The organism is Novosphingobium soli (genome assembly GCF_042432915.1).
In the GTDB taxonomy this organism is placed as follows: domain Bacteria; phylum Pseudomonadota; class Alphaproteobacteria; order Sphingomonadales; family Sphingomonadaceae; genus Novosphingobium; species Novosphingobium soli.
In genome coordinates this window covers 34,916-50,275 of the sequence record NZ_JBHLWK010000026.1, presented here as the reverse complement: position 1 = coordinate 50,275, position 15,360 = coordinate 34,916, and the positions used below count along the sequence as shown (strand labels likewise).

11 protein-coding genes, 1 tRNA gene and 1 pseudogene are annotated in these 15,360 nt (G+C 67.9%); 10 read left to right on the top strand and 3 right to left on the bottom strand.

Translation table 11 applies throughout. The features are described 5' to 3' along the window. Window positions 1-37: 37 nt before the first annotated feature. Both ACFFJC_RS19105 and ACFFJC_RS19100 read left to right on the top strand, forming a co-directional pair. Window positions 38-256: pseudogene (locus tag ACFFJC_RS19105) on the top strand (neutral zinc metallopeptidase); the annotation flags it as partial. Window positions 257-310: 54 nt separating this feature from the next. Then, window positions 311-949 (top strand): hypothetical protein, encoded by a 639-nt coding sequence (locus tag ACFFJC_RS19100; RefSeq protein ID WP_379488988.1) that lies wholly within the window; start codon window positions 311-313, stop codon window positions 947-949. 105 nt (window positions 950-1,054) lie between these two features. On the opposite strand, the gene ACFFJC_RS19095 is transcribed toward ACFFJC_RS19100, so the two are convergent. The 3 genes from ACFFJC_RS19095 to ACFFJC_RS19085 all read right to left on the bottom strand — a co-directional run bounded on the left by ACFFJC_RS19095 (window position 1,055) and on the right by ACFFJC_RS19085 (window position 6,904). After that, complete coding sequence (locus ACFFJC_RS19095; protein ID WP_379488987.1) at window positions 1,055-1,669, bottom strand: hypothetical protein; 615 nt, start codon at window positions 1,667-1,669, stop codon at window positions 1,055-1,057. Window positions 1,670-1,753: 84 nt separating this feature from the next. Continuing rightward, window positions 1,754-3,697, bottom strand: a complete 1,944-nt coding sequence (gene uvrC / locus ACFFJC_RS19090) for an excinuclease ABC subunit UvrC (RefSeq protein ID WP_379488986.1) — start codon at window positions 3,695-3,697, stop codon at window positions 1,754-1,756. A gap of 129 nt (window positions 3,698-3,826) precedes the next feature. Then, window positions 3,827-6,904, bottom strand: a complete 3,078-nt coding sequence (locus tag ACFFJC_RS19085) for a TonB-dependent receptor domain-containing protein (RefSeq protein WP_379488985.1) — start codon at window positions 6,902-6,904, stop codon at window positions 3,827-3,829. Between the two features lie 255 nt (window positions 6,905-7,159). On the opposite strand from ACFFJC_RS19085, the gene infA reads away from it, so the two are divergent. The 8 genes from infA to ACFFJC_RS19045 all read left to right on the top strand — a co-directional run bounded on the left by infA (window position 7,160) and on the right by ACFFJC_RS19045 (window position 15,339). Next, window positions 7,160-7,405, top strand: a complete 246-nt coding sequence (gene infA / locus ACFFJC_RS19080; protein ID WP_007014967.1) for a translation initiation factor IF-1 — start codon at window positions 7,160-7,162, stop codon at window positions 7,403-7,405. Window positions 7,406-7,460: 55 nt separating this feature from the next. After that, on the top strand, window positions 7,461-8,015 hold the full coding sequence (locus ACFFJC_RS19075; protein ID WP_379488989.1) for a Maf family protein: 555 nt from the start codon (window positions 7,461-7,463) through the stop codon (window positions 8,013-8,015). Next, window positions 8,008-8,982, top strand: coding sequence for an Rne/Rng family ribonuclease (locus tag ACFFJC_RS19070; protein WP_379488984.1), 975 nt, complete (start codon window positions 8,008-8,010; stop codon window positions 8,980-8,982). Before ACFFJC_RS19075 ends, ACFFJC_RS19070 begins: the two co-directional genes overlap by 8 nt. Continuing rightward, window positions 8,979-9,146 carry a DNA gyrase inhibitor YacG gene (gene yacG / locus ACFFJC_RS19065; RefSeq protein WP_379488983.1) on the top strand — a complete coding sequence of 56 codons (168 nt, stop codon included), beginning with the start codon at window positions 8,979-8,981 and terminating at the stop codon, window positions 9,144-9,146. Before ACFFJC_RS19070 ends, yacG begins: the two co-directional genes overlap by 4 nt. Before the next feature lie 100 nt (window positions 9,147-9,246). Beyond that, window positions 9,247-9,322: transfer RNA gene (locus ACFFJC_RS19060), tRNA-Phe, on the top strand. A gap of 221 nt (window positions 9,323-9,543) precedes the next feature. Next, window positions 9,544-10,719, top strand: a complete 1,176-nt coding sequence (locus ACFFJC_RS19055; RefSeq protein ID WP_379488982.1) for an efflux RND transporter periplasmic adaptor subunit — start codon at window positions 9,544-9,546, stop codon at window positions 10,717-10,719. Window positions 10,720-10,726: 7 nt separating this feature from the next. Further along, the gene (locus ACFFJC_RS19050) at window positions 10,727-13,927 is read left to right on the top strand and encodes an efflux RND transporter permease subunit (RefSeq protein WP_379488981.1); all 3,201 of its coding nucleotides are present in this window, start codon (window positions 10,727-10,729) and stop codon (window positions 13,925-13,927) included. Beyond that, window positions 13,924-15,339 (top strand): efflux transporter outer membrane subunit, encoded by a 1,416-nt coding sequence (locus tag ACFFJC_RS19045; protein WP_379488980.1) that lies wholly within the window; start codon window positions 13,924-13,926, stop codon window positions 15,337-15,339. Before ACFFJC_RS19050 ends, ACFFJC_RS19045 begins: the two co-directional genes overlap by 4 nt. The last annotated feature ends 21 nt before the right edge of the window (window positions 15,340-15,360 follow it).

Genomic DNA, 15,360 nt, shown 5'->3' with positions numbered 1-15,360 from the left:
CGCCGCGTTCCTCCGCATTACCGCTTCCTCGCGATAAGCCGGCAAGCACCGCGACCTCGTCGAGCCCGGCGATATGGAGGAAGGCCTCACCGCCGCCAGCGCCATCGGCGACGACGCGCTGATGAAGGGCGCCGGCCGAGCGGTGAACCCCGAAAGCTTCACCCACGGCTCCAGCGCCGAGCGCATGCGCTGGCTCAAGCGCGGTCTCGACACCGGGAACGAGGATGCGTGTGACACGTTCACGTCGGCAGAGTGACACTTTGGTGGCGCGGCGAACTGCGCCGTGCCGGGGCATGCAGGAGGACAGACGATGCACCGCAAGTTGCTGGTCGCGGCAATCACCGCGGGACTTCTCGCCACACCGGCGGTGGCGCGTCAGGAAGACAAGCCGATCACGGCGCGCGATCCCGATGCGATGGACGTGGCCAAGACGCCGATCAACGACCTGAACGTCGGCCGTGATGGCGAGATCCCGCCGCTGCTGGTCAAGGCGGGCAGCGAACCCTATTCGCTCGCCGGCCTGGGCAAGTGCCGCCAGATCGCAGGCGCCATCCAGGAACTCGACGAGGTGCTGGGGCCCGACATCGACTTGCCCGCCGCGGAGCGCGATCGCATCAGCGCAGGGCGGGTGGGCCAGTGGGTGGTCGCCTCGTTCATTCCGTTCCGCGGCCTGATCCGCGAAGTCTCGGGCGCGAATGCGCAGGACCGCAAGGTCAATGCCGCGATCCAGGCGGGGCTGACCCGTCGGGGCTTTCTCAAGGGCGTCGGACAGGCAAAGGGTTGCCGTTACCCCGCCTCTCCCGCGCCGGCGCACGTGGTCCAGGCGCGCATGGACGAACTCCAGGCGGGCGACCGCGAGGACAAGCCCGGCAAGAAGGCGAAGAAGGGCGACAAGGACCTTGCCTTCAAGTCCGAGCCTGAAGTCAAGCAATCAACTCCGCGGAAGTGAACCGCGCTGGACGCGCGATGACGCGTCGAAGCGTCGTTTCGAAGCTGCTTTCGGGCGGCTGACCAACTGTGAGCCCGGCGCGACGACATGCTCGCCGGGTCGGGCTCAGTTCCGGCGGGTCGTCTCCTTGCGCAAGTCGTGGACGCGCCCATTCCTGTTTTCGATCACCGGGCTGAAATCCACCGGCTCGTTCACCAGATCGTCGAACAACGCGCGGAAGTGCACGAACGCCCAGCGCAGTTCCTCGATGCCGCCTTGGCCGCTGGCATGCGCTTGTGCGATGGCATGCCCCGTGCGGTACTGCACGATGAGTTCGCTATGCTCTACGGGTTGATCTTCGGTGCCCGGCTCAAGGTCGGCAACCGGATAGCCGCAGGCGAGCATGACCTGCGTCAGCAGGGTGTCGGCACGTTTGACGGCGCCAGCGGCGTCGGTCACGAACTGCGACTGCACCTGCCGCCAAGCAGCGATGAAAGCGTCACGCTGCCCCGGTGACAGGCACCAGCTTCTTGGACCGGCCATCCCTCTCTCCCGCTCGTCCAGCATGAGACCCAGCGCGCTGGCGCCGCTTTTGGGCGCCAGTGTCCGCCGGTACTCCTCGCCGAAGCGGTCGCGCAGAGCGGCACTGCGACCGTTACGGACGAAGATGGCGGCCGCGCCCGCAATGGCCACGACCAGCAAGAGGGCGACCGCGATTTCGAATGGACCAAAGGCTACCACGCAGCGCTCCCGCTTCTGCTCGCACACAACGGGAAAGCGGACCGCACTCAGTTGGTTTCCGCACCCCGCGCGATGTGGCAGTTTTCAGCCGCGGGGATGGTAGAAGTCATAGACGGCCTGCGCCACGGCCGAACTTACCCCCGGCGCGCGCTGGAGGTCTTCGAGGCCGGCGGCGCGGACCTTGCCCGCGGTCCCGAAGTGCAGCAGCAGCGCCCGCTTACGCGCTGGGCCGATGCCGGGGATCTCGTCCAAGGGGCTGGCGCTGATCGCACGGCTGCGCTTGGCGCGATGTGCGCCGATGGCGAAGCGATGCACTTCGTCGCGCAGGCGCTGGAGGTGGAACAGGACGGGCGAGTTGACCGGCAGCATCTTCTCGCGCCCGTCGGGGAAGTGAAAGACTTCCCGGCCCTCGCGACCGTGATGCGGTCCCTTGGCGATGGCGATGAGGTTGACGTCCTCGATGCCGAGTTCCTCCAGCGCGTCGCGCACCGAACTCATCTGGCCCTTGCCGCCGTCGATCAGCACGAGGTCCGGCCACATGCCGCTCTGCCGCTCCGGGTCCTCCTCCTGCGCGCGGCCGAAGCGGCGGGTCATCACCTCGCGCATCATCGCGAAGTCGTCGTCTGTCTGGGCGGACTTGATGTTGAACTTGCGGTACTGGTTCTTCACGAAGCCTTCTGGCCCGGCCACCACCATCGCGCCCAGCGCCTTCGTGCCCTGGATATGGCTGTTGTCGTAGATCTCCACCCGCTGCGGGATCTCGGGCAGCTCGAGGAACTCGGCCATCTCGCGCCAGACCTTCGCCTGCGTCCCGCGCTCGGCAAGGCGTCGGTCGAGCGCCTCGACCGCGTTGCGAGTGGCCTGAGCGATCAGCCGGCGACGAGTACCACGTTGCGGCACCGAAATCTCGACCTTGCCCCCTGCCCCTTCCCTCAGCGCCTCGGAGATGAGGTCCGCCTCGGGGAGTTCGCGGTCGACGAGGATACAGCGTGCGGGCGGCACCTCTTCGTAGAACTGCGCCAGGAAGCTCTGCATCACCTCTTCCTCGCTCAAGTCTTCGGTGTGGGTGGGGAAGAAGGCGCGGTGCCCCCAGTTCTGGCCACCGCGGATGAAGAAGGCCTGCACGCCGACCTGCCCGCCCTTGGTCGCCATCGCGAAGATGTCGGCATTGTCCAGCCCCTCCGCATTGATGGCCTGGCTGCCCTGGATGAAGGTCGCCGCCCGCAGACGATCGCGCAGCATGGCGGCACGCTCGAAGTCGAGGTCCTGCGCCGCTTGCGCCATCTGCGCCTCGATCTTGCGCTGGACCGCGCTGGAGCGGCCGCCCAGGAAGTCCTTGGCCTCCTGCACGAGCTCGTCGTAGCCGGCCTCGTCGATCCGCCCCACGCAGGGCGCGGAGCACCGCTTGATCTGATAGAGCAGGCAGGGACGGTCGCGACGGGCGAAGAAGCTGTCCGTGCAGCTTCTGAGCAGGAACAGCTTCTGCAGCGCGTTGATGGTCGTGTTGACCGAACCGGCGCTGGCGAACGGCCCATAGTAATTGCCCTGAGCCTTGCGCGCGCCGCGGTGCTTCATGATGCGCGGGAACGCATGGTCGGCCCGCAGGAGGATAAAGGGGAACGACTTGTCGTCGCGCAGCAGCACGTTGTACGGCGGGCGGAAACGCTTGATCAGCTGCGCTTCCAGCAGCAGCGCTTCGGCTTCGGAATTGGTCGTGACGATGGTCATCGAGCGCGTCTGGCTGACCATGCGCTGCAAGCGCCCCGGCAGGCGCTCCCACTGCGTGTAGTTCGCGACCCGGTTCTTCAGCGCCCGCGCCTTGCCGACGTAGAGCACCTCGCCGCGCGCATCCTGCATGCGATAGACGCCCGGCTTGGGTGGCAGCGTGCGCACGGTGTCGCGGATCACCTGGACGCCGGCCTGCAAGTCCGGCTGATCCGATCCGCGCACGGTGTACGTGGCACGGTCCTCGTTGAAGCGTTCGAGTCCTTGGGGGTGTTCGGGAGTGCCGGCAGGTGTTCGCGCCATGTTCGTGCAGATAGAGATCGAAAGCCCGCAGGGGAAGTGAGGCGCGGCCGGCGCTTGGGGACTATTTCTCAGACTGCGGCGCTATGGCCGAGCCGGCCCGGCAGGATCATGCCCTGCCGGGCTGGACGATCAGAACAGCTTGCGGAAGTCGATGCCGAGCACTCGACCCTGCGGCGCGCGATAGCCAGGCTGGTAGGCGATCGGAGTGTCGCCGTTCTCGTCGGTCACCCGCTGGCGTGAATCGAGGAGATTGTCCGCCACCAGCGAGAGCCGCGTACCCTTGAGGAACGGCATCCTGGCGACCAGGTCCTCGTTGCGCCCGAGATCCGCGAAGATCCTAAGCGAAACGTCGAAAGTGCTCCCGAAGCGCAAGTCAGAGCTACCGGGCGCGCCGGAGCCGTTGACCCGCGCGGGCGCCTCCCACTCGGCCTTGAGCCGCAGGCCGTAGCCGTTCTTGAACAGCCCGCCCTCGGCCTCGATCGCATGCCGCGGCACGCCGCCGGCCGCGATCGCGTCGCCGTCGAGCTCGTCGAGCACGGGCACGCCCGGCGCGATGCTCACCGTGTCGGTAAAGCGCCAGGTATGGTAGACCGCGATGTTCCAGCGGCTACCGCGCGGGCCGCCAGGGCCCATCGGCGGGCCGCCCGGCCCCATCGAGGGGCCGCCGGGCCCGCGCCCGTTCATGCCGCCTTCGCCGCGCGGAGCCCCGCCTCCACTCGATTGCATCGGCGGCGGGCCGCCTGCAGACCGCATCTCACGCATCGCATCCCCGGCCGGCGCCGGCGCGCCGCTGCCCGCGCTGCCGCTGGTCGTTGCGCTGCCATCGGCCGTGCAGAAGCGCGCTCGCAGCTGTTCGAGCCGCTGCGGGTCGACCTTGCCGTCAGCCCCGACAAGCCGCTCGCGCATGCGGCTGGGCAGGCTGGTGATGTCCGGCGGGCCACTGCCACCGGAGCAGAGCGCGGTACGGATCCTCTCGAAGCGTTGCGGATCGAAAGCACCTTCACCCGGTCCGCCGGGGCCGGCAGGCCCGTTCGCGCCATCGGCGGCGCAGGCACGCTCCTTGAATTCCGCGAGTTTGGCGGGGTCGATCTTGCCGTCGGCTCCCAACAGGCGCTGCCGCAGTCCCTCGGGCATTTGCGAGAGGTCGGGTGCGGTCGCACCCGGCGCGCAGAGTTGCTGGCGCACCGCAGCAAAGCGAGCCGGATCGAAGCCCGGGCGCCCGCCCGGGACTCCTGCCGGCTTCCCTCCCAGCGTCTGCACGCCCGGCATCGGGCCGTTGGGACCGGTCACCGGGGCCGCGGGCGCGCCCTCCGGCGCCGCCGCGGCACGGCCGGCACCCCCGGTGGACGTCGAGGACGACGAGGAGTCCCCCAGGCTACCGGACAAATTGATGCCCCAGCGCATCGACGAGGTCTTGACCTCGTCGAACGTGACCGGTCGCCGGTCCAGGGCGATCAGATTGCCCGCTGCATCGCGCGTCACGCGGTCGGAAAACGCTGCCTCGACCGCAGGGGTGAGCAGCGGGAACGACTGGGTGACGTCGCTCGACCGATTGCGGAAGTACTCGACGATGAGGCTCGAGCGGCTGAGGAACGGTAGCTGCCACTGCGCCGAGAGCTTGATGTCGCGCTGCGTCTCCTTCCGGAGGTTCGGATTGCCGCCGCTGATCGTCGTCACCAGAGCGGTGCGTGACGTCGTGAAGTCGTACACCGCGACGTTGTAGGTCAGGATGTTGGGAGCGGCGAGTTGGGTGAGCTTCGGCGCGGCCTCCTCGACGATGTAGCTGGCCTGAAAGCTGAGCTTTTCGGTGGGAGACCAGGTCAGGCCGGCGCTCCAATTGCTCAGTGTGCCGAAATCCGAAAGGCGGTCGAGCCCGCCGCTCAGGTTGAGCGTCAGGTCCCCGACAGCACCCAGGAAGTCCTCCCCCTTGCTGGTGAGGGGCAGTGCCAGGTTCACGCCGCCGAGCACGTCGCCACGCTTGAGCGTGACGGCGCCGAGCGTGTTGCGGGTGTCCTCGCTGCTGGAGCGATCGAAGTCGTAGCCCGCCTTGACGGTGAGATTGGCCTCACCGGCCGGCATGCGAAATGGCTTGCCTGAGATCGTCGCGAGATTGCTGAGCGTGAGCTGGCGCGTGGTCGCCACGTCGACTCCGGCGCCGGGCACGAACGGCAGCGCGCCGTCGATCGCCAATGCGCCTGCATCCACCTGGGCCTGGAGGTCCGATCCGTCGCGTCGGCGATCCACCCGCGTGCTCGAATCCGCGTAGGTGGCGTTGGCGGTGGCGCTCAGCTGCCACTCGCCCACCATGGTGCTGTACCCCAGCCCACCCTCGAACGTGTCGGATATGGCGCGGGTGGTGAGCGGGTCGGGTAACGTCCGCTGAAGGCTGCCGCTGTCATCGGTCAGGGTGACGGTGTCGAGGCCCGAAAGCGAGGTGGTCTGTGAACGGGTGTAGCCGCCGGTGACGGTGATCGCCCCGGCGAGGCCTTTCTCGCCCAGACCCTGGGTCATCGTGCCTTCCAGCACCAGCTCGGAATCCTTCCCGGCAAGGCTGCGATAGCGAGCCGGGTCGGGGTCGGTGGCGAGATCGGACGTGCGCGAGTCATCCTGGATGATGTTGCGCTCCGCCTCGGTCAGCATGCTCGTCTCATCGAGCTTGGCGGTCACGTTGTAGCGGCGCGGGCCGGAGATGCTGAACAGCCCGCTTTCCAACTCGTAGTTGTCGTAGCCGCCGCGGGTCGGGCGGTTGTACTCGCCCGATGCGGTGACAGCTGCGAACTGCTCCTTGAGGATGATGTTCACGACCCGCTGGTTGGCGGCATACCCGAACCGCAGCGCGACTTCCTCCGGCAGCACCTCGACGCGGCGGATCGCCTCCGGCGGGATGTTGCGCATCTCTCGGAAGCTGGTGATCCGCTGGCCGTTCAGGAGCATGACGGGACGCCCGTCGCCGCGACCGCGGCCACTGCCCGTCTGGGGCGAAATCGCTTCGAGCAGTTCCTCGATCGAACTGGCGCCGTAGGAGGCGATGTCGTTCTCGTCGAACACCTCTATGGGCTGCTGCGGTACGTCGATCTGGCCCATGATCCGCGGCGCAAGGACGATGATCTCGTCGCCCTGCACTTCCAGCGGATCGTCGGCATTGCTGTCGTCGTCTTCCGCAGCTGGCGGCACCGGCGTCTCGGCCGCATATGCAGCGGCGGGCATGCCGAGGCACGCGACAAGGCTTATCAGAGGTAGGGAACGCAACTGCAATCTCCGCCAAGGTGCATCTGTGTCAAAAAGTTAAGTTCCTCCCCACAGCTCTGATGCCTCGCCGGCCCAGGAACGACAAGGCGCTGCCCAGTATCATTTTGTCGCAACCGTCTTGCGCCGCGATGAACCGCGAAGGCTTCCAATTTCGGGGAGTCGTGGCTATGTCGCGCCGCGATGACACACCAGAACAACGGACACTGATCGCCAATGGCGAAAGAAGAACTCCTCGAAATGCGCGGTCGCGTGGTCGAACTGCTGCCGAACGCCATGTTCCGCGTGGAGCTGGAGAATGGCCACGAAATCCTGGGTCACACCGCCGGCAAGATGCGCAAGAACCGCATCCGCGTCCTTGTCGGCGACGAGGTTCTGGTCGAACTGACGCCCTACGACCTCACCAAGGGGCGCATCACCTACCGCTTCATGCCCGGTCGCGGTGGCCCAGGGCAGTACTGACGGCGGGTCCGGAGCCGGTTCGGTCGCAGGCTGCGCCGCACCCCCTGCTCTCGTCCTGGCATCCGCCAGCCCGCGCCGTCGCGAACTGCTCTCGCGCCTCGGCGTGACGACGTTCACGGTCGCATCCGCCGACATCGACGAGACGCCCCGCCCAAGGGAGAACCCCCGCGACTATGCGCGGCGGATGGCCCGTGAAAAGGCCTTGGCGTCGATGCCCGGAGAGGCGTTTGTCCTCGCCGGCGACACCGTGGTCGCCGCAGGACTGCGCATCCTTCCCAAGGCCGAGGACGAGGCGACCGCGCGCTCGTGCCTCGCATTGCTTTCCGGGCGACGCCATCGCGTCCTTTCCGCCGTTGCCCTGCGCGCGCCCGACGGCTCCTTGCGCGAGCGGTTGAGCGAGACGGTCGTGCGCTTCAAGCCCCTCTCCACGCCGGAGGTCGAGGCCTACGTCGCGGGCTACGAATGGCACGGCAAGGCGGGCGGCTACGCCATCCAGGGCAGCGCCGAGGGTCTCATCGCGTGGATCTCCGGAAGCCACTCGGGCGTCGTCGGCCTGCCGCTATTCGAAACGCGCGCCCTGTTGAAGGCGGCAGGATTCGCGATTGCCTGAGTGGCTCGTAGAGGACGGGATCGGCGAATCCCGTGCCATCCTGGTCGACGGAGGGAACGTCCTCGCCGCCCGTCTTGACTGGCCCGGCCGCCTTGCCGCGGGCCAGGTCGCGGACGCCGTGCTGGTGTCGCGGCGCGCCGGTTCACGCCGCGGCACGCTCCGCTTTCCAACCGGCGAGGAGGCCCTGGTGGACGGGTTGCCGCGATCTGCAGCCGAGGGCGCCCTCCACCGCGCCATCGTCGTGCGCTCGGCCATGGCCGAAACGGGGCGGCTGAAGCGCGCGCAGGCCCGCATCAGCGATGCACCGGTTCGCCCCGCACCGACGCTGGCGGAGACTTTGCGCGCAACGGGTCAGCCTGTGCGCCTCGTACGCCGCTTTCCCGACGACCCGTGGCCCGAGATCGCGCTGGAAGCGCTGGACGGCATCGTTCCGTTCGACGGCGGGTCGCTGGTCGTGACACCGACGCCGGCGATGACGCTCATCGACATCGACGGCGGGCTCCCGCCCGCAGCGCTGGCCCTTGCCGCCGTACCCGCGGTGGCGCAGGCGATCGGGCGGCTGGACCTGGCCGGCTCGATCGGCATCGACTTCCCCTCGCTCGAGGGCAGGGACGACCGCAGGGCTGTCGACGAGGCACTGGAACACGCGCTGGCGGCGTGGCCGCACCAGCGCACCGCCATGAACGGCTTCGGCTTTGTCCAGATCGTGGCACGCCTGGAACGGCCATCGCTCCCGCAGCGGATGCGGGGAGCTCCCGCAGCGGCGGCGGCCCGCCTGCTCCTGCGGCAGGCGGAAGCAATCACCGATCCGGGCGTCCTGCTCCTGACGGCTTCTCCTGCGGTTCGCGCGGCCATCAGGGACGAATGGATCGCCGAACTTACCCGCCGGACCGGCCGGGTACTGCGCTGGCGCGACGCACCGGGCCTTGCGCTCACCGGCGGATTCGCGCAGGCGCTAGGCGCATGACCCGTCTCGAACGCAAGTGCCCCATCTGCGGCAAGCCGCGTGCGGCCGAACACACCCCATTCTGCTCCAAGCGCTGCCGCGACCGCGACCTGCTCCAGTGGCTGGAGGACGGCTATGCCCTGCCCGGACCGCCGAGCTTTCCCGACAATCCACAGGACGATTGAAATCGTCCCGTCATTTTGGGGTTGCCAAGGTCGGCGCGCTTCGCCATAGGCCCGCCACCAACCGCTCGCCGGTCCCTTCGGAGGCCGCTGCAGATGCGATGCCCGGGTAGCTCAGTTGGTAGAGCATGCGACTGAAAATCGCAGTGTCGGTGGTTCGAATCCGCCCCCGGGCACCACTTCCTTTCCTTGCAAGAAAACGGCGAAGACCGGCCGGTGGTTCCGGCCCGACCTGACGGAACCGCCCCCTCGGGTCGCAAATTGTCGCACGTGCGAAATGGAGCCTTGCGAGGTCGGGTCTTTGCTTCGATAGGACGATGCAAGTCCGAACAAGGCGTGCGCATTGAAACCCGATACCCCCCCAGCTTCCCGGCGCCTCTTCAGCTGGCGCCGGCCTTTCATGCTCGTCGTGGCCGCCGCACTGTCATCCTGCGGGACTGAAGCGCCGGATCAGGGCGGCAAGCCCCCGGCACAAGTCGGCTACATCGTGGCGCAAACCAGCAGCGTCCCGATCGGCGTCACCCTGAGCGGCCGGACCGTCGCGTTCGAGACCTCGGAAGTCCGTCCGCAGGTCACCGGCGTGATCCGCAAGCGCTTCTTCACCGAGGGGAGCACCGTTCGCGCCGGTGAGCCGCTGTTCGAGATCGATCCCAGCCTCTACCGCGCTGCGGTGAACCAGGCGCAGGCCAATCTCGCCAGCGCTCGCGCCACGGCCGATGCGGCGCAGGTTCGGGCAGATCGCTACCGTCCTCTCGCCGAGATGGAAGCGGTGGCACGGCAGGACTACACCGATGCCCTGGCGGAGGCGCGCACTGCCAAGGCCTCGATTGCTCAGAACGCCGCCGCGCTCGACACCGCGCGCATCAACCTGCGCTTCACCACGGTGCCGGCGCCGATCAGCGGCCGGATTGGCCGGTCCTTGTTCACCGTCGGCGCTCTCGCGAGCGCGACCCAGGCAGAGCCGCTCGCAGTGATCCAGCGCATGGATCCGATCTACGTCGACATGCAGCAGTCCGCAGCCGATCTCACGGCGCTGCGCCGCCGGCTGGCGGAAGGCGGAGTCCTGCCCGGCAGCACCGAAGTCCGGCTGATGCTCGACAGCGGCGCGGCCTATCCGCTCCCGGGGACCGTGCAGTTCTCCGAAGTGACGGTGGACCAGAGCACCGGCACCGTGACGCTGCGCGCCCGCTTCCCGAACCCGGACGACCTCTTGCTTCCCGGCATGTTCGTCAGCGCCATGTTCGACCAGGCTGCGGACCCCAACGCGATCCTGGTGCCCCAGAATGCCGTGCAGCGGGACTTCGACGGCAGCGCCTTCGTCATGCTGGTCGGGCCCGGCAACAAGGCCGTGCGCCGCAAGGTCACGGCCGAGCGCACCTCGGGCGCGAACTCCGTGGTGACGGCGGGCCTCAGGAAGGGTGACAAGGTCATCGTGCAAGGGCTGAACGGGCTGCGGCAGGGCACAAGCGTGAAGCCGGTACCCAGTTCCAGCCCGCAGAAGGTCGCTCCTCCCCGCGAGGGCGAACAGCAAGACGGCAGATCGGGCGCGGGTTCCGGCACCGGCGGGGGCCACTGAGCCCGGCATGTCACGCATCTTCATCGATCGTCCGATCTTCGCCTGGGTCCTGGCGATCATCGTCATGCTGGCGGGCCTTGCGGCCCTCAACTTCCTCCCCAAGGAGCAATACCCGGACATCGCGCCGACGCAGGTGAACATCCGTGCCACCTACCAAGGCGCATCGGCAGAGACGATCGAGAACTCGGTCACCCAGATCATCGAGCAGCAGCTGACCGGGATCGACGGGCTGCTCTACTTCAACTCCACGTCCAGCAACCGTGGGCAAGCATCGATCAGCGCCGTCTTCGCGAAGGGAACCGACCCCGACATCGCGCAGGTCCAGGTCCAGAACAAGGTGCAGTCAGCGCTTCCACGCCTGCCGCAGACGGTGCAGGCGCGGGGCGTCACCGTCACCAAGTCCAATCCCGATGAACTGCTGCTGGTGGCAGTCTATGACGAGACGGACACGCGGCAGAACCAGGACGTGTCCGACTATCTCACGTCCAACATCCAGGACCCGCTGTCCCGCGTGAACGGTGTCGGCGACGTCAACGTCTTCGGTGCACCGCACGCGATGCGCATCTGGCTGGACCCGCGCAAGCTCGCAGCCGTGGCCCTGATGCCGAGCGACGTCACCTCGGCGATCCAGGCACAGAATACCGAAGTGGCGGCGGGCGAAGTGGGCGGCATGCCGGCCGTGCCGGGACAGGCGATCAACGCGATCGTCACCGCCGGTTCGCGGCTCCAGACCGAGCAGCAGTTCCGCGACATTGTCGTGAAGACCAATGCCGATGGCTCGATCGTGACGGTCGGCGACGTCGCGCGGGTGGAGATCGGGGCCGACAACTACAACACCATCAGCCGCGTCAACGGCCATCCAGGCGCGGGTATCTCGATTTCGCTCTCCCCCGGCGCCGACGCGCTGGCCACCGCCGAGGCGGTGAAGGCCAAGATGAAGGAGCTCGCGGCGAGCCTGCCGGACGGCCTGACCTACATCTACGGCAGCGATTCCACCGAGTTCATCAAGCTGTCGGTCGAGGAAGTGCAGAAGGCGCTGTTCGAGGCGATCGTCCTCGTCGTGATCGTCATGTTCGTCTTCCTGCAGACCTGGCGCGCGACGCTGATCCCGGCGATCGCCGTGCCGGTCGTGCTTCTGGGGACCTTTGCCGTCTTCTATGCGGTCGGCTTCTCGATCAACACGCTGACCTTGTTCGGCCTGGTACTGGCGATCGGCCTCCTTGTGGACGATGCCATTGTCGTGGTGGAAAACGTCGAGCGCCTGCTGGAGGAGAACCCCGGCATGACTCCGCGCGAGGCGACCATCAAGTCGATGGAGGAGATTCAGATCGCCCTCGTCGCGATCGCGCTCGTGCTCTCGGCGGTATTCCTGCCGATGGCGTTCTTCGGCGGCTCGACCGGCGTCATCTACCGCCAGTTCTCGCTGACGATCGTGACGGCCATGGTGCTCTCCGTCCTCGTCGCCCTCATCCTCAGCCCCGCGCTGACAGCGACGCTGCTCAAGGCGAAGGTGCCGGAAGACGAGCGCGAGCCCAGCTTCGTCGAACGGCGCCTGCCATGGCTGGCGCGCGGATGGGACCGCTTCCACCATGGCTTTAACCGCGGGTTCGAACGGACGACCGAACTCTATGTGCGGCAGGTCGACCGCGTCGTGCAGCGCAAGTGGCGCTGGCTGGGGCTGTTCGTCCTGACCTGCATTGCCACCTTCTTCCTGTTCCAGCGCCTGCCCACCGGGTTCCTGCCCAACGAGGACCAGGGCAACATCATGATCCAGTGGCGCTTGCCCGCAGGCACGCCCCGCGCCCGCACCGAAGAAGTCCAGCACGCGGTCGAGGACTACTTCCGCACGTACGAGAAGCACAACCTCAAGGGCATGTTCACGCTTTCGGGCGGCGGCCAGGGAGCGTCGGGGCAGAACAGCGGACAGGCCTTCATCAACCTGACCGACTGGTCGGAACGCACCGATTCCAAGGACAGCGCCGAGGCTATCGTGCAGCGGGCCAGCGCGGCTTTCCGGGGGCTGCGCGACGCCCAGGTCTTCGCGCTCGTGCCCGGATCCATCCGCGGCCTTGGCAGCTCGTCGGGCTTCACGCTCGAGCTGCAGAATGCCAACGGCATGAGTACGGAGCAGTTTGCCGAAGCGCGCGAGAAGCTGCTCGCGGCGGCTACCGCCAGCCCCCAGCTCCAGGGCGTGCGCCTCAGCAACCTGCCCGACGTGTCGACGCTGAAGATCGACACCGACACCCGCGCTCTCACCGCGTTCGGACTCACCCCGGGCAACGTGAACGCGACGCTGTCGACCGCCTGGGGCGGCAACTACGTCAACGACTTCATCGACAAGGGCCGCGTGAAGCGGGTCTACGTTCAGGGCGATGCGCAGTTCCGGTCCCGTCCAGAGGACCTGGCCCAGTGGTTCGTGCGCGGCAGCGATGGCCAGATGGCGCCCATCTCCGCCTTCTCGAAGATCGGCTGGTCCACCGCGCCCAGCTCGACCTCCCGGTTCAACGGCCTTCCGGCGTTCGAGTTCTCGGGCAATGCGGCGCCGGGGACCAGTTCCGGCACCGCGATGGGGATCATGGAGCAACTCGCCTCGCAGATCCCGGGCGTGAGCGTGGCTTGGGCCGGCTCGTCGTACCAGGAGCGGCTGTCGTCGGGACAAGGCCCGGTGCTCTATGCCTTGTCGCTGCTGGTGGTGTTCCTGTGCCTCGCCGCGCTCTACGAGAGTTGGTCGATTCCGGTCGCGGTGATCCTGGTGATCCCGCTCGGCCTGCTGGGCGCCATCGTCCTGGTGACGCTCCGCGGCCTGGAGAACGACGTCTACCTGCAGATCGGTCTGCTCACGACCATGGGCCTCGCCGCCAAGAACGCGATCCTGATGATCGAGTTCGCGGAACAGGCCGAACGGCAGGGCAAGCGCGTGATCGACGCCGCGATCGAAGCCGCGCGCATTCGCCTGCGCCCAATCCTGATGACCAGCTTCGCGTTCATCTTCGGCGTGCTCCCGCTGGCTCTGGCAAGCGGCGCGGGCGCCAACAGCCGCGTCGCCATCGGCACGGCCGTTGTCGGCGGCATGCTGACCGCGACCATCCTTGCCATCTTCTACATCCCGCTGTTCTTCGTCCTCGTGCGCCGCAGCGTGCGCGACGGCCTCGCCAAGGCGCGGCAGAAGCGGCAGGAGCGCCGAGGCCGTTCGGGAGAGACAGCATGAGCCTGACAGCACGCGTGCGCCTGTTCGCCGGGCTGTTGCCGGCGCTGGCGCTGGGAGCCTGCTCGCTGGCACCCAAGTACGTGGCCCCCGCGGCGCCGGTGCCCGCGTCCTGGCCCGTAGGTGACGCGTACCTGGCGCAGTCCGAAGCGGGGCTGCCACTCGTCTCGTACAAGGACGTCTTCCGCGATCCGCGGCTCCAGGCCCTCGTGGATCAGGCGCTCGCAAACAATCGGGACCTTCGCGTGGCAGCAGCCAACGTGACGGCAGCGCGCGCGCAGGTTCGGGTCATCAGGGCCAACCAGTTTCCCGCGGTGGGCGTGTCCGGATCGGCTGCGCATCAGGACGTCGGTGGCCGCGCTGGCAGCAGCGGTTCGAGTTATTCGGTGGAAGCGGGCGTCTCCAGCTTCGAGCTGGACCTCTTCGGCCGGCTCGCCAACGCCACGGAGTCGCAACGCAACACGGCGCTGGCCACCGAAGCGGCAGCCCGCACTGTGCGCCTCGGCCTTGTTGCCGACCTCGCGCAGGCCTGGGCGACCTACGCCGCGGACCGCGACCTTCTCCGGGTAGCGGAAGCGACCGCCGCCAACGCGCAGGAGAGCGTCCGCCTCTCGACCGCCCGCCTGCGGGGCGGCGTCGCCGCGCGCACGGAGTTGCGCCAGGCCGAGCAAGTGCTGGAAACCGCCCGCGGCGACATCGCCCAGCAAAGGGCGCTCCTGGCACAGGACGTGAACGCCATGCGCCTCCTTGTGGGCGCCGATGTCGATGAAGCTCTGCTCCCGGGGGGCATGGACGAAGTCAACACCAGCCTCGGCGAGGTTCCTGCCGGCACCAGCACGCAGATCCTGTTGCGCCGCCCCGACGTGATAGAGGCCGAGTACGACCTGCGCGCCGCGAACGCCGACATCGACGTCGCGCGGGCTGAATTGTTTCCGACCCTCTCGCTCGACGCGCTGATCGGCTTCGCCAGCTCTTCGTTGTCCTCCCTGTTCGACAGCGCCTCGCGCACGGCGACGCTGGGGGGCGGTGCCAGCTGGTCGATCTTCAACGCCGGCGGGCGCACCGCCAACGTCGAGGTCACGCGCGCCCAGCGCGACGCCGCTCTGGCGACCTACGAGAAGGCCATCCAGACGGCGTTCCGCGAAGTCGCCGATGCCCTGGCGGACCAAGGCACGCTGGCGGAGCGACTGCGCGCCGCCAGTGCTTTCACCGCCGCGGCGCAGGACACGGCGCGGCTGACCGAGGCGACGTATCGGCGCGGGCTGGTCAGCTCGCTCGACAACCTCGATGCGCAACGCAGCCTCTATTCCGCACGGCAGGCGGAAGTGGCGGTACGGCTGCAGCAGGCCAGCAACCGCATCACCCTCTACCGCGTCCTCGGCGGAGACCAGGGCACGGTGCCGCAGGAGCGCTGAACACCCCGCCTGCGACGGTCT

Coding starts and splice junctions, on each gene's coding strand:
- ACFFJC_RS19100 (WP_379488988.1), top strand. CDS start 311: ATGCACCGCAAGTTGCTGGTCGCGGCAATCACCGCGGGACTTCTCGCC.
- ACFFJC_RS19045 (WP_379488980.1), top strand. CDS start 13,924: ATGAGCCTGACAGCACGCGTGCGCCTGTTCGCCGGGCTGTTGCCGGCG.
- uvrC (WP_379488986.1), bottom strand. CDS start 3,697: ATGGCGCGAACACCTGCCGGCACTCCCGAACACCCCCAAGGACTCGAA.
- ACFFJC_RS19055 (WP_379488982.1), top strand. CDS start 9,544: ATGCTCGTCGTGGCCGCCGCACTGTCATCCTGCGGGACTGAAGCGCCG.
- infA (WP_007014967.1), top strand. CDS start 7,160: ATGGCGAAAGAAGAACTCCTCGAAATGCGCGGTCGCGTGGTCGAACTG.
- ACFFJC_RS19085 (WP_379488985.1), bottom strand. CDS start 6,904: ATGCCCGCCGCTGCATATGCGGCCGAGACGCCGGTGCCGCCAGCTGCG.
- yacG (WP_379488983.1), top strand. CDS start 8,979: ATGACCCGTCTCGAACGCAAGTGCCCCATCTGCGGCAAGCCGCGTGCG.
- ACFFJC_RS19050 (WP_379488981.1), top strand. CDS start 10,727: ATGTCACGCATCTTCATCGATCGTCCGATCTTCGCCTGGGTCCTGGCG.